Source organism: Paenibacillus sp. CB74 (genome assembly GCF_055687625.1).
Window position 1 is genome coordinate 791,498 of record NZ_CM146009.1, and the last position, 21,327, is coordinate 812,824.

A 21,327-nucleotide genomic window follows, 5' to 3' on the forward strand; every position below is an offset into this window, starting at 1 on the left:
GAAATGGCTCCCATCAGAAAAAAGCTCTTGTTCTCTGCGGATGCACCATCCGTATGTGAGCAAGAGCTTATTTTTTTATTTTGATATGATATTTTGATGGTTCCTGCAATGTACGTCTTTTCCCTTTTTTTCGAGGGATTTTCCCTCGCCCCCAATCGCTCCAAAATTCTAACGAACCTACCACACCTTATTAGGGCGATAATGAAGAGATGTAAATTCTAACGAATCTCAGTAACGTTATCCCGCCGAAAATAGCTTTTAAGCCTGTAAATCAACCCAATTCGGGGAAATAACGCCGCTGTGATTCGTTACACTTCAAACCTGCATAAATAGGAGCGAATAGCGTGTCTCAGGTTCATTAGAAGCAATGAGCGCTAAATGAATACTACATGTGTGAGTACTAAATGAATGCTCATAAGGGAGGGCCTCTGTCAAGCTTATAACTTATGGGTTCATGGCTTGTGGGACATGGAAGCCCCTTTTTGACGTGTAAAGATGTTAGCTGTGTTAAAAAATATCCATGCTCAGATACCGTTCCCCGGTATCCGGCGCAATGCAGAGCACCCGGTGCCCCGGCCCCAGTTCCTTCGCGATGCGAAGGGAGGCCCACACCGAAGCGCCAGAGGAAGGGCCCAGCAACAGCCCTTCCCGGGCAGCAAGCTGCCGCATCGTATCCAGTGCGTCCTCATCGGACACCTGGATGATGGCATCCCACACGTCGGTATTCAGGATGTCCGGAATGAACCCCGGACTTGTACCGACGAGCTTGTGTGGTCCGGGCTCGCCACCGGACAACACCGGAGAACCTTTGGGCTCCACCGCATAGATACGGATATCGGGCAACTGCTTACGCAGTTCTTCCCCGGTTCCCGTAATCGTTCCGCCAGTTCCCGCCGTAGCGATGAAGGCATCCAGCCTTCCGTCCATCTGCTGCATAATCTCGGGAGCTGTCGTGATCCGGTGAATATCTGGGTTCGCCGGATTCTCGAATTGCTGCGGAATGAAACTTCCCGGAATGTCTGCCTGAAGTTCTTTCGCTTTGCGAATCGCACCTGGCATCCGCTCCGCAGCAGGGGTGAGCACCACATCTGCGCCGTAGGCTTTCAGGATGTTGATGCGTTCCTTGGACATATTGTCCGGCATGATTAGGATGGCTTTATATCCTTTGGCAGCGGCATTCATCGCCAAACCAATCCCGGTATTGCCACTGGTTGGTTCGATAATGGTTGCGCCGGGTAGCAAGTGTCCCGCACGTTCAGCTTGAAGTATCAGGTTATAGGCGGCACGGTCTTTGACGCTGCCGCTGGGGTTGAAGTATTCCAGTTTCACGTATACGTCAGCGGAGTCGCTGTCTGTGAGTCGGTTCAGTTTAACGGCAGGTGTCTGGCCGATCAGTTCAGTTACATCCGCAGCAATGCCTGTATGTGCTTGTGTTCGTTTAATCGAATGTGTATTCAGATCCATGAAGTACAGCTCCTTGATTGATAAGACGTTGAGAGATATCCAGTTGAACTCAAACCCTACGGAACAATCTGTCTGCCATGAATGGCAGGATGCTTGTTTTAGTATAGGAATTGAATTTAGATCATGCCTTATTGGAATGGTTGGTTATCTCTCCTCCATCTTAATGAACATAACCTTCTGTGGTCAACTTGTTTTGAATTAAGCGGAGGGCGCGGAATCATACGAGCAGTGAATCGGACAAAGCGAGTAGGAGTTGGATTCAAGCGTAATGACGGATGGACGCAGATCCATATGTGTTTGGATAACAACAGGCGTATGCTCCGGTTCAATAGGAATAGAGTTGCATCAGCTCTGTGCCAAGTCCATCTGCAGATGCCGACTGAGTTCTTTTTTGACTTCATTGCGTGCGAACGTCCATAACATATAGAACCGTTGCCAATACCCCCTGCACATATACAGAGTTTCGATACCATCAGCTTCACGATTCTCTTCCAGAACTTTGACACCGCGAATTCTCATCTGCTTGCGAAGACCCAACATCTCCTTGAGCACATTGTTCTGAATACGGGTCAGCGAAAGAATGTAGACTTCAGGCATCTTAAGCATAAGTGTATCCAACGTTTGAATATCTCGCTCAAGTACATCTAGCAATAGGGTACGTACAACCAAACCTTTAATTAGACGATGGTCTTCATCCGCAGGGGATGGTGCGGAAGTTGAGGATGTCATATGTTCACTTCCTTAACCTTTAATTGGAATTTTTTATTTACAGAACATGTGTTCCTATATTATAATCAATATATGTAATGGAGATACACAATACAACCGAGAAATATTGGAAGCAAGCACTAACGTATTTTCCTGAGGATACAGATCGTGTAGTGAGGCTAAGGATTTGAGGACAAGCCTGCTCCAAAATTAGGTATAATTTATGGGTTTTACAGGAAACCTAAGGCCATAAACCAAATAAGCATTATGCAATGCGCCTACTACAGAAGTAATAACAAGCAATGAATTTTTGCAATCAACTGCAATAATCATCAAGGCTGGCTTGCCTTAATACGCTGATGCTATGACAACAAGAAAAAGCAATTCACTCTACTAAAAATGTGCAACAAAAAAGCCCCTGCCTTGGGCGGCGGGGCCTATGGAATACTGCCGATTCAGCGGCAGGTTTAATGACGTGTTTAAGAAATTAAGCAAGATATTGAGGCTTTTCGTAGAACGCCTCTTTTTCAAGGATGACCTTATAAGGTCTTTCCTTGCCCTTCAGGGAGGGCCCAATAGTCGTTAGCGGTACGGCCGGCTTGTGGAAACGATCTTCTTCCTTGGGTTCCGGAACCGGTCGTGATGATTCGGGCGCAGAACTGAGGCGTACCTTTTTTTCGCTGCCCCAGCGCTTGCTTATTTTTTTCGTTTCCGGTTTCATTCCGGTTCGCCTCCTAACAAATCGTTGATGGCGTTGAACAGTTGACGATTCTGAAGGTCAATCTGCTGAAAAACCGCCTCATCCGCTTCAATATGTCCAATAATGTGAACGGTGATTACATACCTCTTGGCTACAGGATAGCATAGCAGATACTCTTTCTCAAGGTAATCATCATATAGGTTGATCTTGATCTTGTTCTCCCGGTAAGAATCAATCACCAGGATGCGCTTGGGATCATCCGGTTGTTTGTCGTCATTAGCGGACAAGTCATACTTTCTCCCCGGTTCTCCAACATTACCACATAATTGCTCAATATAACCACTGTCATCTGTACGGTATATGGCTGTGCCACGTACAGCGAATGGAGGATGAGAGACAAAGGCAGTACGCAGGGCATCACTCATTCGTTCCAGCATTTTGGCATCTGCTTTGCGGGTACGCAGCAATTCCCTAAAGAACCGCAGCAACTTAAGCAATTGTAACCTTGCTTCTCCCTCGGTGCGTTTATGCTTCTCAATGATGTTCTCCAATTCCGGATCGCTCCAGCGTCCTTGTTCCTCAATACTGTCTGCAATCTTGGAACATGCCACGGACACGGCTGGTGCCCACTTTCCGTCAGAACGGATTTCATATACGAGTGGATTTAATCCCAGCAGATCTGTGGGCATCCGCAATCCTTCGATCTTGGTCGTGTCCTTGATGTCCGTAATATCTTCAGGAAGAATGAAAAAAATACGCTTTCGTCCCAGACGACCCATAAACAGACCCATTTCAAGCATTGTATTATCCCGGACCGACGCGTAGTACTTCCCGCGAATCTTGGATATATCATCCGGATGAAAAATAAAAATTGCAAAGTCAGTCGTGCGTACCTCTACTTCCAGATCGTCCATGGTATAGCTGCTTGGATTAAAAACCCCGGAATACCAAGGGGTAACTTCAGCTGAAAAACGTAAGTTTTCGTGTACTGCGGCTGCAATCGGCTTCGCTTCCAGCGAGCAGCCAATAAAGACTCTTGGCTTTAACGTTTTCATCAATCCGCCTCGCTTAAACGGTAGTGGGATTCAATTGTTATATTATACCATAAACAGCAGAGTAAGTCTGGAAACGTCTGAACTGGACAAATCATAAGCCGATTACGTTTGCTATAGTGTATGTGTGAAAGGGAAATGATTCCTTTAAAAAGCGCAAGAAAATAAAAAAAGGCCCCAATTTGTCACAGTTGGGTGACTGACAGTTATTTTTGGAAGCTTCGGTCATAGAATAAAGGAGCAGGTTGCACCATTAGCAAGCATTGCTACTCCTGATGTGCCCGTACGACTGCTGGAGCAGCCCAGATGCTGCTTTATGCGCATATTTGACGGGTCCGCTGTTTAGACCCGGTCACGTTGGTGTTATATAATAGAAGAACAAGCAAGTTAGCTTTGGTGTTTAAGCAGAATCTTTACATGGTAACGAAGAGTGCAGAACCCGTCTGAAGAAACGAAGTGCTCGCCTTTATCAACGGATTTTCCCATTTAACATAGGGGATCAAAAAAATCCGTGGATAACAGCGATCGGAAGAGGGTACTGTTATCGATGTATTATAGTGTAAAGTATAATGTTTAACCAAGCACAGCTAACCACAACAGAACAGAAAGGATCAGGATACCATGAGTCCCCGAAGGACAATCTCCCCAAGGACAATCTGGAAACGTTACGATCTCTCATACACATAGCGCCCCTTGTAGAGTACATCAACCGGTTCAAAAAAACGGCTGACTCTGCGAAAGAGGGGATTGGAATGAATATTCGAAGGACACACACGATGATTTCTTCCAGGCTTGCCTTTTGCAGGGTACGGTCGGTCTAAAAAACCAACCTACAAACTGCGAGGGAACCTGAATGAAGAGAACATCGTTAACCTTACAACACGTTAAAACAGAGGCGATCAAATTCGCCATTATGCTGCTCGGTACATTTATTTTAGCTTTTGCCTATTATCACATTAACTTTCAGAATCATTTATCGGAGGGCGGATTTGTTGGTCTGGCCCTGCTCGGAAAATACGCAACAGGCTTATCACCTGCCATCGGTATGTTGTTGCTCGACATTCCGGTCATGATCCTGGCTTGGTTCCTCAAAGGCTGGAAATTCATGATTCAGGCATTGCTTGGCGTCGCTGCATTTTCCCTATTCTATGACGGCTTTGAACGATACTCCACACTGGTGTTGTCGTTTAACGGAAATCTGTGGATTCCGGCAGTTCTATCCGGTGTATTGACTGGAGTAGGCGCTGGGATTGTGCTTCGATTCGGCGGAGCGACAGGCGGAGACGATATTCTCGCCGTGCTGGTTAGCCGCTGGAAGGGATGGAAGTTGGGGACCGTTTTCTTTGTCAGTGATGCTTTTGTATTGGGATTGTCGCTTTTCTTTCTTCCGGTAAAAGAAACTTTATATACGATTCTGGCCGTATGGATCGCCAGCAAAGTCATTACGTACGTCGTTAGTGTTCCGGCTCGTGGAACCGTGGTAACGACTTCGGCTGTGAAATTGCCGATGCCATCGGCTGCAGCCAAAGCAGTTAATGCTGCCGCTGTTTCACAGCGGACTACGGTGGCTAGAGGGGTATCCCATTGATCTTACGTTTCAGAATAATCATAACCTGTATGGATCTTGTTGAGATCTTAATTGACGGTTACGTTCATACCAAATCCCTTTTGACTGCATGTCAGCAGCAAAAGGGATTTTGTTGTTTTTATTCAGATTATGATTAATTATTCGCTGATGAATAACAGCCAACAATGAATACGGCCATTTTCCGGTGTAATGCAATTCATTCAAGGCTTAATCGAAGAAGCAATCTGCCCATCCTGATTATGGATAATGGCGCGAATATGTTGATGGCTACTGCGTTTTTTAGCTTCATCCACAGCTTCAGCTTTCGTTTCAAATGTAGACAGATAGGTAGACTTTCCTTCTTCCTTAATTGCCCAACCGGAGTCGGTAGGCACCACATGAATGTTGTCATGACTCTTGGACGATGAGACAGGTTCGGAATGCCGACGCTGCGTGGAAGATGACTCTTTATGGTTAGAATTTTCGGAAGAAGATGTGGAGTTCGATTTCGAGCCTTCCGGTGTGGGATGATTTTCATCCCATTCTTCCGCCTTAGCTGTCGCTATGGCAATCGAACGTCCTTCCTCATACCCGTCTTCGAGCAGCGCATTCGCAATCTCAATTGCTTTGTGTCTGACACGTGGTTCCAGGTTCTTCATGGATACCGGATAATCCTGTTTGTTCCAAGGCATATAAATCCCTCCTGTACAATAATGGATTAGTTGTATATTACCCTGTGAGGGAAGAGATAAACGATGAAGAGGAACGGGAAGAAGCAGAGCTAAAAGCTTTCTGTGAAAAGCTACTCCGTAAGCATAAAGGAATCAAAAGAATCTGGGGATAACAGCGATCGGAAGGTTGTTCTGTCATCGGAGTGTCAAGTGTAAATATACTTTAGTACAACGAATATAGAAGGATCTCGTTCCTATACTTTTAGAACACAGAAGAGTATAATGCTGTGCATGAAAGAAATAAGTTCAACAAAAGGAAGATAAAGGAGTACATACATATGTTTAGCCTCAGTCTGGCAATACCGATGATATTCACTATGTTGATTCATGCAGCAGACAGCCTATCTTATGCACTTCGTCTAGGTGGCTTGCGTACGCGCAGAATCGCGCTAGCCATTTCATTGGCTGGTATTTTGCTGTTGGTTTCTCGAACTTCCAATATGGCTCAGGGCCCGTTGGTAGGTAATCTGGTGGATACCGCAACACGTGGAGCTAATCCTCACTTTGCAGCACAACTACATTGGCTGATGGGGGCGGCTACCATCGGAACCGCATTAGCCATATTGTGTTTTCCGACCATGGTTAAACTCTCATCCCGAATGGTCGTGCATTTTGAAGCAGCGGGTTCCATTCCTGTGATGGTTCGTGGGATGTTGAAGCGAAGCAAGATTAGAAATGCAATGTATTACATCACTCCGCCATCCTGGAAGATGGCCAAACGATTGGTACAGCATGGGATGCCAAGACGATTAATGATGCTGAATGTAGCGGTAACCGCAATCTACACCACGGGTGTCCTGTCCAGCTTATATGCAGCGTACCTTTACCCCGGTCAGGCTGTAGCTGCATCCCAATCAACCGGGCTAATTAACGGCATAGCGACTATTTTGCTAACTATCCTGATTGATCCGAGGATTTCCTTGCTCAGTGACAAATCATTACGGGGTGAGATCCGTTTGGATCGCATGAACCAGATTTATGGCTGTATGCTCGTATCCCGTTTATTCGGTACACTGGTGGCACAGCTGTTATTAATTCCATTTGCGTATTGGATTGGTTGGATTGTAAATATGATGTGATTGTAAAGTACCAAGAAGAGCAGCGGGATCATCCCACTGCTCTTCTTGGTATTCAAACTTATTGGAAAAGGACGGCGTACTCACCGTATCCTTCTTTTTGAAGGTCTTCTTTGGGTACAAAACGAAGTGCCGCAGAGTTGATGCAATAACGCATTCCACCAGCTTCGGCAGGACCATCGTTGAACAGGTGACCCAGATGGGAATCCCCCTCACGACTTCTCACTTCGGTACGAATCATGAAGTGACTGAGATCGGTTTTTTCCTTCACATTGTGGTCACGCAATGGACGTGTGAAGCTCGGCCAGCCGCAACCCGAATCATATTTGTCGGTAGAACTGAACAATGGCTCGCCGGATACGATGTCCACATAGATCCCGTCACCGTGGTGATCCCAGAATTCGTTATGGAATGCAGGCTCGGTCGCGCTGTTCTGGGTCACTTCATATTGAAGCGGCGTCAGACGCTCTTTCAGTCCGTCTTTGTCCACTTTGCCGGACCAGTTGCGTTCGATGAAATCTACGCGTCCAGAACCTTTGCTGTACCGTTTGTAGTGGGCAGGGTTCTTCCGATGATAATTCTGGTGATGTTCTTCCGCTTCATAGAACGGTTTGGCTGGCAAGATCGGAGTGAAGATGGGTTTGTCAAAACGCCCGCTTTGTCCCAGCTCCGCTTTGGACGCTTCGGCAATCTGACGCTGCTCTTCGCTGTGATAGAAGATGGCCGTCTGATAGGAAGATCCGCGATCATGGAATTGCCCGCCTGTATCCGTAGGGTCGATCTGCTGCCAGAACAGTTCAACCAGTTTCTTATAAGGGAAGATGGCAGGGTCGAATGTAATTTGCACAGCCTCTACATGTCCTGTTGTCTCCGAGCAGACCTCTTCATATGTTGGATTCTCGGTATGTCCTCCTGTATAACCCGATACAATCTTGTGAATACCGGGCAGTTCTTCAAAGGGGGATACCATACACCAGAAGCATCCGCCTGCAAAAGTTGCTAACTCACTTGAATGTTGTTCCATGCTATAGTCACTCCATTTCTGATGAAGATTTAGCGCTCGTGTTCGAGCTCCAGCAATCTACCATTTTTATTAACCTGTTAACACAAGCATTGGGCTTGCTCTTCTATTATATCCTGAATTGGCAAGCCAACCAAGCAGGATTGAAAACAAACTGGATCTGAATACTTGCGAATTCTGAATTCAGGCTTTGTTGCGTGACCGAAAGCGAAATAGGAGCAATACAATGGCCATGAACACCAGGTATCCGGCAAGGATCGCCAAGCTCAGCCAGATCGAGGTTTCAGCCTGTGCACCTGCATAAGCAAAAACAAAAATCGCGGGCATTTTGCCAATAGCCGTAGCGACCATGAAGACCCAGAATGGCGTATACGTTATACCTGCGTAGATATTAACGGCCATCTGAGGCACGACCGGCAACAAGCGCATCGACATAACACCCATAAACGGATGTGCTTCCATCCATGTGGTAAAACGGCTCAGACCCCGAATGCGTTCGAGGTACGATCTCGCCTGATGTCTGAAGATGGTTCTTGCTCCGCCATAGACGAGCATGGCAGCAAGTGTAGTGCCAAGCCAGCATATCCAGGCTGCCGTGGTGGTACCGTAACTATAACCAAAGGCGATAATAACAAACTTATAAGGAATTACAGGCACCAGAGCAAACAATGTTGCCATGGCGAGTAACAGCGGGATGGACTGATGGAGATCGGTCCAGGCCAGCAGTTCATATCTGTTAATAAACGTGACTCCTGCAAGTAAAACATATAACAGAAGCCATAACCATTTTCGCAAAATCCCAAACGCTCCTTTCAGATCAGGCAGGTCTAGTCGTGTCCCGATCTGTACTGCTTTTCATTATAAGTTTACCACGTTCGCCCATGGTCTGAACAATTCGTGCGAAGTCTGCTGCAATCACTGGCAAGTTGCTGTCCGAAGGGTTACACTATAGGACGTGGAAATATAGAACCGAACTGAAGGTGGAATGATCATCATGGAAACAACCCAACGTAAACGAGTTGCAATTATCGGCCTCGGCGATATTGCACGTAAAGTATATTTGCCGCTGTTAACCGCTCATCCGAACGTGGAGATTGTAGGCATTATGAACCGATCTCCGGAGCCGGTCAAAGCCGTTCAGGAGGCGTATCGATTAGAACGGGGAACAACGGATCTGAAAGAACTGTTGTCCTGGGACTTGGATGCGGTGTTTGTACATACAGCAACAGAAGCGCACTTTGACATTGTCATGCAATGTCTGGAACAGGGATTAGCCGTGTATGTAGACAAGCCGTTATCCTATACGCTTCGGGAGTCGGAAGAGATGACTGCTTTTGCCGAGGCACAAGGTCTGTTGCTGGCCGTGGGCTTCAACCGCAGATTCGCACCGATGTACCAAAAAGCGAAAGAATGGATGGAGGGTGGAAAAGGCTTCGACTCCCTGACAGTGACCAAACATCGTACAGGCATTCAGGATCGTCCTGCGGCTGAAACGATCTATGATGATCTCATCCATATGCTCGATCTGATGTTGTGGTACTCGAATCATAATGCGGAGCTGCTTCACCAATGGATTCGGAAGAATGATCTGGACCGATTACTGCATGCAACCGGAACGGCCAAGCTGGGTAGAACAGCCTATGGTCGATTCGATATGGTGCGTGAAGCTGGGGCAGATCTGGAGAAGGTCGAATTGCATGGTGGTGGACGTTCTGCTGAAGTGGTGAACATGGACACGATTAGCTACTTGGAACAGGGGAGTCTGGAAACCCAAGAAACGTTCGGGAGCTGGGACACCGTGTTAGCACGCAGAGGTTTTAGCGGAGCAGTTGATAATTTCCTGGCTTGTCTGGACTCGCCAGATGATTGCCTGATCAGTGCAAGTCATGTCATGGACAGTCATGAACTGGCTGAACAATTGATTCGCAAATAGTTAGAGAATACACTTACGGAGGATTATACGTCATGGATGAATATGAAAAGGAACGTAACAAGCAGATCGAGGAAGCGGTCATTGAAACCTATAAACAGGAAGAAGAGATGATGATCCTTGTATTTGCCCAGTGGTGTGTGAATAATGGTTTGGACCCGGAAGAGATGTACCGGCAAGCCTACCCGAATCAGCAGAGCAACGAGCGTTTGCAGCAGGTGCAGAAGCTGATTGTATCCAAGGAGGAAGCCGGTGAGATTCCGGATGATACGGTACTTGGGGTATTGTCCATGTTTGGCAATGAAGATCTGGCGATGGTTGTATCCGAGGCCATAGCCGCGCGCAAATAAGTTCAACTTACGTATACTGGTATGATTACATCTGTTCCCGGTGAATGACGCGGAATTCCTTCGGGGACATGCCGAACCGGGAACGGAATACCCGATGGAAATAGGTATAGTTGTTAAAGCCGGAAGACTCGGACACTTGCTCCAGGGTCATTGGACTGAAAATAATCCGTTCCCTGGCCATGTTCAGCCTTACGTCAAGCGTGTATTGCATGATGCTTTTGCCAAATGCCTCTTTGAAGAGATGAACACCCCGTGAGACACTGATGCCAATGTGTGTTGCCACATCATCCAGCTTGAATAAAGAGGAAGCGTTTTCTTCAATGTAGTTCTTGATCTCATAAGCCACATAATTGGTATTGGTTATCGTTGGATGCTCCGCAAGCAGACGATCCACTTCGAGACATAAAATTCGCATATAATAACTTGAAATTTCCGGATAAGGATTGGAGATGCGGCGCTGCTCCAGCACGAGCTGTCGAAAAAGGACCAAAAGACTTTCCGTCAGTTCGACTTTGATCCGTGTCGGCCGTTTGTGACGCTTCCACCACTCATCCACCCAGGAACCATTGAAGAAGATGTGATAGTCACCACTCTCCACCAGTCGTTCTCCCATCGGATTGGTTTCGTTGTCTATTCTCAGCTCATAGGGCTCATCAGGATCAAAAAGAAGCAGATCGCCCGCATCCACCAGGGACATGTCCCCGTCAATGCGTGCACGGCAACGTCCGTCTGTTTGCAGTCTTAACAGGTAGTTCTTGACCCCTTCAGGCTGCACCATAGCGTAGGGTTTGCGATGAAATGAAAAGCCTGCTGTAAGAACTTGGCAGGATTGATCTGTCGGCATGGGCATACTCCTTGCAATTTGAAAATTATGACCAGATAGTTCATGTTTCAATCATATTATTCATTTTAATTGAAGCTGAAACGGAATACCATAGTATTAGATTTAAGGAACAGGAAACATCCAACAAAACATATGTATCTCAACCATTCAAACGCAGATTTTCACCATGCGTAAGGAGATGAACGTCACAGTGGAGAAAATGAAAGCAGGCATCATCGGGTGTGGTAACATCAGCGCCATCTACCTGGAAAATCTCAAAAACAACCCGGTCATTGAAGTCGTGGCTGTTGCGGATTTGATTCGTGAACGCGCTCAGGAACGGGCAGATGAATTTAATATCGCAAACGTTTACAATGTAGATGAGTTGCTGCAAAATAATGAAATTGAACTTGTGTTGAACCTTACGGTTCCTGGCAGTCATGCCATGACCGATCTGGCTGCACTCGAAGCAGGCAAACATGTGTATGCCGAGAAGCCGCTGGCAATTTCGCTTGAGGATGGTCGCAAGGTTGTCGAGCTGGCTGAAGAAAAGGGATTGTATGTGGGTTCTGCACCGGATACGTTCCTTGGTTCAGGCATTCAAACGGCTCGTAAAGCGATTGAGGATGGCCTGATCGGCAAGCCGATTGCAGCGACTTCATTCTTCATGGGTGGAGGACCGGAAGCTTGGCATCCTAATCCGGAGTTCTTTTATGTTGCAGGTGGTGGACCGATGTTTGATATGGGACCCTACTACCTGACCGCTCTGATTACGCTGCTTGGACCGATACGCAGAATTAGCGCATCGGCAGGGATACAGATCGCAGATCGCAAGATCGGCTCCGGGCCGAAGGAAGGTACAGCGTTGCAAGTAGAGACGCCTACCCACTTGGCAGGAACCATTGATTTCGCAGAAGGTGCCATTGCGACCATGATTACCAGTTTCGATATTCGCGGAGCTTCGGATCTGCCACGTATTGAAATCTACGGTACAGAAGGTACGCTTAGCGTACCGGACCCCAACTATTTTAACGGGGAAGTGAAGGTTCGCAGATACGGTAAAGACACTTGGGAGACAGTCAAACCAGTCTTCGAAAGTGGACAAAACGAGCGAGGCATCGGCGTAACCGAAATGGTTGAATCCATTCGTGCCGGACGCGAACACAAAGCCAGTGGCAAGCTCGCTTATCACGTACTGGAAGCTATGCATTCATTCCAGCGTTCTTCACTTGAAGGCAAGCACATACATCTGGAGAGCAGCTATGACGCTTTTGCAGTAACTCGCACAGTTCGAACTGAGATTGAAAGCGTGGAATCGCTCTAGTATGAGCAACAAGTGTTAACGCTTGATGCCCATACGAATGATGGAGAATAACCAGTATTCTTACGTTCAATTTCAGGATAGAAACACTCTCGATTTTCCACACTAAGCAAACAGGCATATGATTCTGAACGGTAAATGTGTATACAGTTCAATTTTCATGAATTCAGCAATTATTCGATATCTAATCCAGGGAGGAATCGCACTTGAAACTCGGCGTATTTTTGGTACTATTCGGAGGACGTAAATTGGAGGATGCTCTTGATTATGTAGCATCCAAGGGATTAAAAGCAGTAGAGATCGGAACAGGTGGACATCCAGGCAATGCACATTGTAAGCCGGATGAATTGTTAAGCAACCCTACGGCACTTAAAAACTTCAAAAACGCAGTGGAGTCACGTGGTTTGACAATTAGTGCACTGAGCTGTCACGGTAACCCGCTTCATCCGCAAAAGGATATTGCGAAGGGATTCCATGATGATTTTGTTAAAACGGTAGAACTGGCTGAGAAGCTGGAAGTGCCTGTAGTGAATACATTCTCCGGTTGTCCGGGAGACCATGAGGATGCCAAGTATCCGAACTGGCCTGTTGCACCATGGCCGAATGATTTCCAGGAGGTCCTGAAGTGGCAGTGGGAGAACAAAGTGATCCCGTATTGGACAGAGTGGGGTAAATTTGCAGCAGATCGTAACGTAAAAGTCGGATTGGAGCTGCACGGTGGATTCTCCGTTCATACACCAGCAACCTTGCTGAGACTGCGTGAGGCAGCAGGTGAAGTAATCGGAGCCAACCTCGACCCAAGTCACATGTGGTGGCAAGGTATTGATCCGGTTCAGGCCATTCACATCTTGGGCCGTGAAGGAGCCATCCATCACTTCCATGCCAAAGATACAACAATTGATCCGGTAAACGTGAACAAACACGGTGTAACGGATATGCAGGACTATACGAATATGCTGGATCGCGCTTGGCAGTTCCGCTCGGTCGGTTATGGACATGATAACAAGACATGGGCAGATATTATTAGTGCCTTGCGTCTGGTCGGTTATGATTATGTAGTAAGTATTGAACACGAGGACGGTCTGATGTCGGTTGAAGAAGGATTCTCTAAAGCCGTACAAAATCTCCAGCAAGTATTGATTGAAGAACCGCTGGGCGATATGTGGTGGGTTTAGAGCTACACTAGGGGGAAATTGAATATGATCAACGTCACCATTTGGAATGAATTTGTCCATGAGAAAATTCACGATGAAGTAAGGGAAGTCTACCCGGATGGTCTGCATCGAGCACTGGCTGACGGACTTGGCGGCGAAGGCTTTGCTATTCGTACGGCTACACTGGATCAGCCTGAACACGGATTGAGTGATGAAGTGCTGAATTCCACAGATGTGCTTATATGGTGGGGACATATGGCACATGATCGTGTAAGCGATGAGATCTCACAGAAGGTTGCACAGCGAGTGCTGAACGGGATGGGAATGATTGTGCTCCATTCAGGTCATTTCTCCAAACCATTCAAAGCGCTGATGGGAACCAGCTGCGATCTGAAATGGCGTGTAGCTGACGAGCAGGAAATTGTGTGGTGTGTTAATCCATCTCATCCGATTGCAGATGGCATTGAAGGCAAGATTGTATTGGAAAAAGAAGAGATGTACGGTGAATTCTTCGATATTCCAGTACCGGATGAACTGGTGTTTGTAAGTAACTTCCAGGGTGGGGAAGTATTCCGGAGCGGATGTACGTTCCGGCGTGGTGAAGGTAAAATCTTTTATTTCCGACCAGGTCATGAGACGTATCCGACCTATTACAAACCGGAAATATTGCGAGTAATCAGTAACGCAGTAAAATGGGCATATCCTGCCCGCAGCTTTAAGCCGGAATTTGGCAAGAGCGAACCTGTAAGACCATTTGGTGGCGTGCTGGTTTAATTCACAATTTGCTTTATTCCTAGAAAGGAATCATAAAATCTGGGATAACATATCCATACCAAGGAACCCTTCTGCAAGTCGATGATGACTGTGGCAGTTGGGTTCCTTTTGGGTAAGATAGTATTATGGGGAAGTTATACGATATTTCCCATGGTTACGAGGCGGGCTGTAAGGTATACTGGGATATAACAAGTAATACTTCTAAAATTTAAACTTTTTAGGGGCAGACGTTTTCTTTAATGCTTAAATATGTTATTATGAAATATACTAACAAAATGTAAGTTGAGTGATCTCTAAAGAGGTGATTAATGTGGAAGGTCAAGACTTGCGGATGTGTCCGCGTTTTGAGACGGCGTTTTCCTTTTTGGGCAAGCGCTGGAATGGTTTAATTATTCAAACGTTGATGAGTGGTTCGAAGCGATTCAAGGATATCTCCAATCTGATTCCATCCATGAGTGATAAGATGTTATCCGAACGGATGAAAGATCTGGAGGGTGAAGGTATTCTGGTTCGTCACGTCTATCCTGAGACGCCGGTTCGTATTGAATATGAACTGACGGATAAAGGTAGAGCGCTCCAGCCTGTCATGAACCAAATTCAAGACTGGGCTGAGAAGTGGGTTGACTAACGTCTAAGCAACATCACCCACTTTCGTTGCATGAATGACATAGACTCCTGATTTCTGTGGAAATCAGGGGTTTTTGTCTTAAAAATAACGTGGATCGGCGTTTTTCTCTTGGGCGTTGCACATGTTGTCATGAGTTGTAGTATAATCTATAGAAAATGGCCACAGACGGCCGGAGCGAAGGAGGCCCACTTGTCATGAGAGAAGAAAGCTTATCCCGTGAAGTACGCTACGGCAAGAAAGATATTGCAGAACTTGAGAGCGCATCCATTCAGGTCCATCTAATATACAAAAAAGCTGCAGAGTTATTTAAGCGCACAGCATACTCCCGTTCGGTTAAAGATGATCTGACCGAAGTGAATACACATTCTGTGAACAGCGATGGCCCGAGATTAGCTCCGGCTGTGCTGCAAAAATGGATTCAAACGTCCAGGGGCTGGAAGTGTATCGGATGTGAACTGAGACAACCTGATTCAACGATGTCTCAGATGGAAGAAACAATCGATGAAAAGCAGTTGCTTCTGGATATTGGAGAAGGTCGGTTGGTTCAAGCAGAAATGCTGATTCAGGCGGTTGTCTGGTCTCAATATGAGAAGATTCGAATGTTTGCACCCTGGCTTGGGGATGACGCCTTCTATAGCGTTCAGGAACTGGATGTCATCGCCCGTTATATTGTGCCTACCTATTTCTCTGAACGGCCTTTGCATGAGCAAGGCAAGGTGTTCAAGATACATCAACAATATGGGCAGATTCCGTTATATCAGGAGTATGTAGACGCACCTTCATGTTGCGTGCAGGTGGACGGAGGCTTGCTTGAAGGGCGATTGCTGACAGGTGTATATGTGTCTGAAGAACAGTTCTTCGGACTTAATCCATATCTGAAAGATGGAGATGGAGGACGGACATACATGCAGGCTAATGTCCAGTAACAGCATAACCAATGAAATCGAGAAAATGATTTAGATTGGAGAGCCTGTGTGCAGGCTCTCTTTCTTGTACAAGCCTTATTTGGAGAGGCACTCCCTTAAAAGTAACGGCTTTGACACTTTTTTTTGCTGAAGGTTGTGCCATAATAGAGGTTATGGACAACAGGGTGAATGATTTTACGCAGGGTGGTGTTACCTACATGATGAAGAAAATCCCCGGTTACATAGGTGTATGTTTGCTCTTACTGGCGATCTTGGCTGGTTGTAGTGAGACACAGCCTTCTGAACAGCCAATTGTCAAAGAGACAGAAACAGCGAATACGATTACAGTGGCTGTAGATGGCAGTACGTTTTTGCCTGATGCAACCAAGTCCATTAAGCGAGATTTTAGCGAGGGTTTGACACTCAAAAAGGCATTACTCAATAGCGGACTGGTTGATTTTACGGCAGATGGGAAACGGATACAATCCGTTGGTGAAGTTTCTCTGGATTCTTCGCTTAGCTGGGCTGTCAAATTGAATGGCAAGGACATTGAACAGGAAGATTGGGACATGGAGCTTCATGCCAAAGATGAAGTGATCATTTACGTGAAAGCCGCTGACAGTGGGGGGGATGGCGTTGCATATCAGACAACGTTACTCAAGGTGAGCGGTGGAAACATTATGCCAACCCTCAATCGTCAATATGCCGGAGTCTACGTTCAAGAGTGTACCGTTCGCGATGTGTTGAAGTCCAGCGGAATTGTAAGAATGTCAGAGAATAACAAATTCGTCGTTTCCGTCGAGAATGTCACACCCCGCATGAATGAGCGGTGGGTCATTATGGTGAATGACAAAGAACTAATGGAAAATGGTTTGGACATGAAATTGAATCCACGTGATGCGGTGAAGCTTGAATTGACCAATGCATCCTAAGCATACCAACAAGCCCAATCTCTATTTAGGAGAACTGGGCTTTTTTCATTAAAATTAAAGCAACATTCGATTAGCATAGTCAATTATTAAATACGACAGATCTCGTTCGGGCAAAGTTCACAGTGACAGATCCCTTGCAGCATCTTCAGATCTTTGATGACGATCATGCCATTGTCATATTCGATCGCATCTTTCTTGCGCAGATCGCTTAACATGCGGTTTACACTTTCACGGGTAGCTCCAATCATATTGGACAGGTCCGTGTGGGTAATTTTTTTATGAATAATGACATGCTCTCCATGAGGCTCACCATACGAATTCGACAATCGAATGAGGGTGGAGCAAAGCGCACCTGGTTTGCCATATAACATGAGATCCCGGAACTTCGTCTGTGTCAACCGGTGGTGGATGCCCATCCATTTCATAAAGTCGATCGCGAAGTCACAATGCTGGCAGATTAGCATCTCCAGGTCCTTATGCTCCAGTACACCGATCTCACTATCCTCCAGTACTTCCGCTGAGAAGGTGTGTTTCGAGCCAAAGAAGGGATCAGCCTGACCAATCATATCACCGGACTGATACATGTACATGATTAGTTCCTTGCCTTCATCCGTGGATTTGGTGATCTGGGCACGGCCCCGTTTCATATAATAAAGTTTGTCAGAGACGTCTCCTTCCCAGTACAGATGTGTACCTTCCGGATAAGTTCTATCTTTCATGGTAACCAGCAGATGGTTGAAATTCGCTTCCGAGAAACAGTTCGTATTGCCGCGTTTTTCCAGTACAGTTGTTAGTTCTAACATAAGTCTATCTCCCCTTTGTGTCCGTCGGATGGACTCCTGTAGTCTGCAGTAGCCTCCGAGGTTTGCCGCAAACCGTTGCCGTCCTGATCAGGGTCATCTCGGCCGGGAGGAAGGACGGTACAAATTGCGGTGGTTCAATTTTTAAGTTCAGTATATACCTAATCTTACCGTTTGAGGGGGAAGGAAAGGGGGCAAAAATGACGAAATTTCAAACATTGTGATTAAATTCACTTTTATTGGAGAGCATGATTTTTACAGCCCTATACTTTAAATAGGAAGTGAAAATGGTTGGATGAAGGACACTACAAAACTTAAATTAAATTTGTTATACTTTGTGAAAAAAATCACATAATTAAGTTTATGGTCATGTTACGATGTGAATGTAAAGAAGAGAGACAAACCAATACGAACCTTTAGGAGGATGAGGGAGATGGCTGTAAAGAACGAAGTCGCCCCAGCAAAAGAACCGACAGCAGGTCAGTATATTCAAACGTTAATCGACAAAGCGAATAAAGCACACGCCGCATTCATGAAGATGGATCAGATGCAGATTGACCGGATTGTGCAAGCGATGGCGCTTGCGGGTCTGGATAAACACATGATGCTCGCCAAGATGGCCGTAGAAGAAACAGGCCGCGGAGTATATGAGGATAAAATCACCAAAAATATATTTGCAACAGAATATGTCTACCACAGCATCAAGTATGACAAAACCGTAGGTGTGATTGAAGATAACGAGTATGAGAGCTTCCAGAAGATCGCGGAGCCGGTCGGTATTATTATGGGGATTACACCCGTCACGAATCCAACATCAACGACGATGTTTAAAGCACTGATCTCCATCAAGACGCGTAACCCGATCATTTTCGGTTTCCACCCATCTGCACAGAATTGTAGCCGCGAAGCTGCCAAAATCCTGCGCGATGCAGCGGTGAAGCATGGTGCTCCAGCGGATTGTATCCAATGGATTGATGATCCTTCCATGGATCGTACAAACGAACTGATGAATCACAATGATGTGGCTCTCATTCTGGCAACAGGCGGATCCGGCATGGTACGTGCAGCGTACAGCTGTGGTAAACCCGCACTGGGCGTAGGACCGGGTAACGTTCCTTGCTTTATCGAGAAAAGCGCGGATATCAATCAGGCAGTGACGGATTTGATCCTGTCCAAGTCCTTCGACAACGGTATGATCTGTGCTTCCGAGCAAGCGGTCATCATTGAAGAACCGATCTTTGATCAAGTGAAGAAAAAAATGATCGCGAATGGCTGTTACTTTGTTAACAAAGATGAAGCAGCAAAATTGACAGCAGGTGCAATTAACGCCGAGAAATGTGCAGTGAATCCGGTGATTGTGGGTCAATCTGCGGTGAGCATTGCGAAGTTGTGCGGTATTGAAGTTCCTGCAGGCACCAAAATTCTTGTAGCCGAGATTGAAGGGGTAGGTACCAAATTCCCATTGTCGGCAGAGAAATTAAGTCCGGTACTGGCTTGTTACAAAGTTAAAACGGCAGCAGAGGGAATTGAACGTGCAGCAGAAGTGGTTGCTTTTGGCGGTATGGGGCACTCCTCGGTGATCCACTCCACGAATGAAGAAGTGATTGGCAAATTCGCAGATCGTCTGCAAACTGGACGGATCATTGTGAATTCACCATCTACACATGGTGCCATCGGGGATATCTACAACACGAATATGCCATCATTGACACTGGGATGCGGATCATATGGACGTAACTCGACTTCTTCCAACGTAACCGCTGTGAACTTAATCAATGTGAAAAGGGTGGCTCGCCGTACCGTGAATATGCAATGGTTCAAAGTGCCGAACAAAGTCTACTTCGAAAAAGGGGCAACGCAGTATCTTGCCAAAATGCCTGACATCACACGTGTGGCGATTATTACGGATGCCATGATGGTGAAACTGGGATATGTTGAAAAGGTAGAACATTATCTGCGTCAACGCCAAATGCCAGTAGCAATCGAAGTATTCTCCGATGTAGAGCCAGATCCATCCACAACAACGGTAGATCGTGGAACCGAAATGATGCGCCGCTTCCAGCCAGACTGCATTATCGCACTCGGCGGGGGATCACCGATGGATGCTGCGAAAGCCATGTGGTTGTTCTATGAATATCCGGACACGGACTTCAACGATCTGAAACAAAAATTCATGGATATCCGCAAACGGATCTACAAATATCCACGTCTCGGCGTAAAAGCGAAATTTGTAGCGATTCCAACGACATCCGGTACAGGTTCTGAAGTAACATCGTTCGCGGTTATCACAGATAAAAATCAAGGGAATACTAAATATCCATTGGCCGACTATGAGCTGACACCAGACGTAGCGATTGTCGATCCGGAATTCGTATACTCTCTGCCTAGAACAGCCGTTGCAGATACAGGTATGGACGTACTGACTCATGCGATTGAAGCTTATGTGTCTGTCATGGCGAATGATTACACGGATGGCCTTGCAATCAAAGCGATTCAACTGGTATTCCAATACCTGGAGCAATCGGCACTGCAAGGTGACAAACTGGCACGTGAGAAAATGCATAATGCTTCCACCATTGCCGGTATGGCGTTTGCCAACGCATTCCTGGGCATTAACCACAGCTTGGCGCACAAATGGGGCGGTCAGTACCACACTGCACACGGACGCACCAATGCAATTCTGATGCCACACGTTATTCGTTACAACGCGAAAAAACCGACCAAATTTGCTTCGTTCCCGAAATATTCGCACTTTGTAGCGGATGAGCGGTATGCCGAAATTGCCCGGATTCTAGGATTGCCTGCACGTACAACAGAAGAAGGCGTAACCAGTCTTATTAATGCCATTCGCAAACTGAACAAAACATTGGGCATTGAAGAATCGTTCCAAGAAATCGGATTTGATGCCAAAGACTTCGAAGCACATGTAGATTATCTGGCAGACCGTGCCTTTGAAGACCAATGCACAACCGCCAATCCGAAGTTGCCGCTGGTAACTGAACTGGCTGATGTGTACCGCAACGCTTTCTACGGAAAGTTTGAATAATAAAGAACGAAGCCTGCCTTACGGCAAGAAGATCAGGGTTCCCCGAGAGGGGAGCCCCGATTGCCGTCTTTATAGAGGTTACACGAAGTTAAGTGAGCAAGTGAGACACTAACACGATGACGAACAGAGCAGAATGGGCAGAAAAACAGAAAAGCGAAGCATCTGTTTTTCAGGAGTATTTTAAGATTTGGTTTGCTCCGAGCATAGAGGAGCAAACGGGTTTTATAGAGGTTACACGGAATCCGTGATGTGGCCGTTTGAACTATTCCCTTTACACAACAACAGAGGGGCAGAACAAACCTAAAAAGCGTAATGCGTCTTTAAAATAAATTTTGAACTTTGTTG

20 protein-coding genes are annotated in these 21,327 nt (G+C 46.3%); 11 read left to right on the top strand and 9 right to left on the bottom strand.

Annotated features, from left to right (window positions below; genetic code table 11):
* Positions 1-507: 507 nt before the first annotated feature.
* The 4 genes from cysK to ACX9NY_RS03625 form a co-directional block, all read right to left on the bottom strand.
* The gene (gene cysK / locus ACX9NY_RS03610; protein ID WP_472477117.1) at positions 508-1,464 is read right to left on the bottom strand and encodes a cysteine synthase A; all 957 of its coding nucleotides are present in this window, start codon (positions 1,462-1,464) and stop codon (positions 508-510) included.
* 345 nt (positions 1,465-1,809) lie between these two features.
* Positions 1,810-2,193: a YhjD family protein gene (locus ACX9NY_RS03615; protein WP_472477119.1), complete on the bottom strand. Its 384-nt coding sequence runs from the start codon at positions 2,191-2,193 to the stop codon at positions 1,810-1,812.
* Between the two features lie 466 nt (positions 2,194-2,659).
* Positions 2,660-2,893: a hypothetical protein gene (locus tag ACX9NY_RS03620; RefSeq protein ID WP_017687536.1), complete on the bottom strand. Its 234-nt coding sequence runs from the start codon at positions 2,891-2,893 to the stop codon at positions 2,660-2,662.
* Positions 2,890-3,927, bottom strand: coding sequence for a nucleotide-binding protein (locus ACX9NY_RS03625; protein WP_339235578.1), 1,038 nt, complete (start codon positions 3,925-3,927; stop codon positions 2,890-2,892). Before ACX9NY_RS03625 ends, ACX9NY_RS03620 begins: the two co-directional genes overlap by 4 nt.
* An 850-nt stretch (positions 3,928-4,777) precedes the next feature.
* On the opposite strand from ACX9NY_RS03625, the gene ACX9NY_RS03630 reads away from it, so the two are divergent.
* Positions 4,778-5,512, top strand: coding sequence for a YitT family protein (locus ACX9NY_RS03630; protein ID WP_339256251.1), 735 nt, complete (start codon positions 4,778-4,780; stop codon positions 5,510-5,512).
* 200 nt (positions 5,513-5,712) lie between these two features.
* On the opposite strand, the gene ACX9NY_RS03635 is transcribed toward ACX9NY_RS03630, so the two are convergent.
* Positions 5,713-6,183 (bottom strand): DUF2188 domain-containing protein, encoded by a 471-nt coding sequence (locus ACX9NY_RS03635; RefSeq protein ID WP_339256249.1) that lies wholly within the window; start codon positions 6,181-6,183, stop codon positions 5,713-5,715.
* Positions 6,184-6,500: 317 nt separating this feature from the next.
* On the opposite strand from ACX9NY_RS03635, the gene ACX9NY_RS03640 reads away from it, so the two are divergent.
* Entirely contained in the window at positions 6,501-7,301 is an 801-nt protein-coding gene (locus tag ACX9NY_RS03640; RefSeq protein ID WP_472477122.1) for a lipid II flippase Amj family protein, read from the top strand.
* A gap of 58 nt (positions 7,302-7,359) precedes the next feature.
* Here ACX9NY_RS03640 and msrA read toward each other — a convergent pair whose 3' ends face one another.
* Both msrA and ACX9NY_RS03650 read right to left on the bottom strand, forming a co-directional pair.
* Positions 7,360-8,322, bottom strand: coding sequence for a peptide-methionine (S)-S-oxide reductase MsrA (gene msrA / locus ACX9NY_RS03645; protein ID WP_339235569.1), 963 nt, complete (start codon positions 8,320-8,322; stop codon positions 7,360-7,362).
* A 180-nt stretch (positions 8,323-8,502) separates the two neighbouring features.
* Entirely contained in the window at positions 8,503-9,114 is a 612-nt protein-coding gene (locus ACX9NY_RS03650) for a TVP38/TMEM64 family protein (protein ID WP_472477124.1), read from the bottom strand.
* A 199-nt stretch (positions 9,115-9,313) separates the two neighbouring features.
* Here ACX9NY_RS03650 and ACX9NY_RS03655 point away from each other — a divergent pair, with 199 nt between their 5' ends.
* Together ACX9NY_RS03655 and ACX9NY_RS03660 are read left to right on the top strand one after the other, a co-directional pair.
* Positions 9,314-10,252 carry a Gfo/Idh/MocA family protein gene (locus ACX9NY_RS03655; protein WP_472477126.1) on the top strand — a complete coding sequence of 313 codons (939 nt, stop codon included), beginning with the start codon at positions 9,314-9,316 and terminating at the stop codon, positions 10,250-10,252.
* A gap of 32 nt (positions 10,253-10,284) precedes the next feature.
* Entirely contained in the window at positions 10,285-10,599 is a 315-nt protein-coding gene (locus ACX9NY_RS03660) for a hypothetical protein (RefSeq protein ID WP_091028755.1), read from the top strand.
* 25 nt (positions 10,600-10,624) lie between these two features.
* On the opposite strand, the gene ACX9NY_RS03665 is transcribed toward ACX9NY_RS03660, so the two are convergent.
* The gene (locus ACX9NY_RS03665; protein ID WP_017687546.1) at positions 10,625-11,443 is read right to left on the bottom strand and encodes an AraC family transcriptional regulator; all 819 of its coding nucleotides are present in this window, start codon (positions 11,441-11,443) and stop codon (positions 10,625-10,627) included.
* Between the two features lie 190 nt (positions 11,444-11,633).
* Between ACX9NY_RS03665 and ACX9NY_RS03670 the strand changes: the two genes are divergently transcribed.
* From ACX9NY_RS03670 to ACX9NY_RS03695, 6 genes are all read left to right on the top strand, one after another.
* Positions 11,634-12,746, top strand: coding sequence for a Gfo/Idh/MocA family protein (locus ACX9NY_RS03670; protein WP_472477128.1), 1,113 nt, complete (start codon positions 11,634-11,636; stop codon positions 12,744-12,746).
* Positions 12,747-12,949: 203 nt separating this feature from the next.
* Positions 12,950-13,918, top strand: a complete 969-nt coding sequence (locus ACX9NY_RS03675) for a sugar phosphate isomerase/epimerase family protein (protein ID WP_253438881.1) — start codon at positions 12,950-12,952, stop codon at positions 13,916-13,918.
* A gap of 24 nt (positions 13,919-13,942) precedes the next feature.
* The gene (locus ACX9NY_RS03680) at positions 13,943-14,671 is read left to right on the top strand and encodes a ThuA domain-containing protein (RefSeq protein WP_017687549.1); all 729 of its coding nucleotides are present in this window, start codon (positions 13,943-13,945) and stop codon (positions 14,669-14,671) included.
* 331 nt (positions 14,672-15,002) lie between these two features.
* A complete protein-coding gene (locus ACX9NY_RS03685) occupies positions 15,003-15,299 on the top strand; it encodes a winged helix-turn-helix transcriptional regulator (protein ID WP_253442681.1) in 297 nt (98 codons plus the stop codon).
* A 194-nt stretch (positions 15,300-15,493) separates the two neighbouring features.
* Positions 15,494-16,225, top strand: coding sequence for a hypothetical protein (locus ACX9NY_RS03690; protein ID WP_472477131.1), 732 nt, complete (start codon positions 15,494-15,496; stop codon positions 16,223-16,225).
* 197 nt (positions 16,226-16,422) lie between these two features.
* Complete coding sequence (locus ACX9NY_RS03695) at positions 16,423-17,136, top strand: hypothetical protein (RefSeq protein WP_017687552.1); 714 nt, start codon at positions 16,423-16,425, stop codon at positions 17,134-17,136.
* A gap of 86 nt (positions 17,137-17,222) precedes the next feature.
* Here ACX9NY_RS03695 and ACX9NY_RS03700 read toward each other — a convergent pair whose 3' ends face one another.
* The gene (locus ACX9NY_RS03700; protein WP_339235547.1) at positions 17,223-17,939 is read right to left on the bottom strand and encodes a Crp/Fnr family transcriptional regulator; all 717 of its coding nucleotides are present in this window, start codon (positions 17,937-17,939) and stop codon (positions 17,223-17,225) included.
* Positions 17,940-18,369: 430 nt separating this feature from the next.
* Between ACX9NY_RS03700 and adhE the strand changes: the two genes are divergently transcribed.
* A complete protein-coding gene (adhE, locus tag ACX9NY_RS03705) occupies positions 18,370-20,982 on the top strand; it encodes a bifunctional acetaldehyde-CoA/alcohol dehydrogenase (RefSeq protein ID WP_472477134.1) in 2,613 nt (870 codons plus the stop codon).
* Positions 20,983-21,327 lie beyond the last annotated feature (345 nt).

Bases quoted from the DNA above. Each gene is read 5' to 3' on its own strand.
- cysK (WP_472477117.1), bottom strand. From the start codon at position 1,464: ATGGATCTGAATACACATTCGATTAAACGAACACAAGCACATACAGGC.
- ACX9NY_RS03615 (WP_472477119.1), bottom strand. From the start codon at position 2,193: ATGACATCCTCAACTTCCGCACCATCCCCTGCGGATGAAGACCATCGT.
- ACX9NY_RS03620 (WP_017687536.1), bottom strand. From the start codon at position 2,893: ATGAAACCGGAAACGAAAAAAATAAGCAAGCGCTGGGGCAGCGAAAAA.
- ACX9NY_RS03625 (WP_339235578.1), bottom strand. From the start codon at position 3,927: ATGAAAACGTTAAAGCCAAGAGTCTTTATTGGCTGCTCGCTGGAAGCG.
- ACX9NY_RS03630 (WP_339256251.1), top strand. From the start codon at position 4,778: ATGAAGAGAACATCGTTAACCTTACAACACGTTAAAACAGAGGCGATC.
- ACX9NY_RS03635 (WP_339256249.1), bottom strand. From the start codon at position 6,183: ATGCCTTGGAACAAACAGGATTATCCGGTATCCATGAAGAACCTGGAA.
- ACX9NY_RS03640 (WP_472477122.1), top strand. From the start codon at position 6,501: ATGTTTAGCCTCAGTCTGGCAATACCGATGATATTCACTATGTTGATT.
- msrA (WP_339235569.1), bottom strand. From the start codon at position 8,322: ATGGAACAACATTCAAGTGAGTTAGCAACTTTTGCAGGCGGATGCTTC.
- ACX9NY_RS03655 (WP_472477126.1), top strand. From the start codon at position 9,314: ATGGAAACAACCCAACGTAAACGAGTTGCAATTATCGGCCTCGGCGAT.
- ACX9NY_RS03660 (WP_091028755.1), top strand. From the start codon at position 10,285: ATGGATGAATATGAAAAGGAACGTAACAAGCAGATCGAGGAAGCGGTC.
- ACX9NY_RS03665 (WP_017687546.1), bottom strand. From the start codon at position 11,443: ATGCCGACAGATCAATCCTGCCAAGTTCTTACAGCAGGCTTTTCATTT.
- ACX9NY_RS03680 (WP_017687549.1), top strand. From the start codon at position 13,943: ATGATCAACGTCACCATTTGGAATGAATTTGTCCATGAGAAAATTCAC.
- ACX9NY_RS03685 (WP_253442681.1), top strand. From the start codon at position 15,003: ATGTGTCCGCGTTTTGAGACGGCGTTTTCCTTTTTGGGCAAGCGCTGG.
- ACX9NY_RS03690 (WP_472477131.1), top strand. From the start codon at position 15,494: ATGAGAGAAGAAAGCTTATCCCGTGAAGTACGCTACGGCAAGAAAGAT.
- ACX9NY_RS03695 (WP_017687552.1), top strand. From the start codon at position 16,423: ATGATGAAGAAAATCCCCGGTTACATAGGTGTATGTTTGCTCTTACTG.
- ACX9NY_RS03700 (WP_339235547.1), bottom strand. From the start codon at position 17,939: ATGTTAGAACTAACAACTGTACTGGAAAAACGCGGCAATACGAACTGT.
- adhE (WP_472477134.1), top strand. From the start codon at position 18,370: ATGGCTGTAAAGAACGAAGTCGCCCCAGCAAAAGAACCGACAGCAGGT.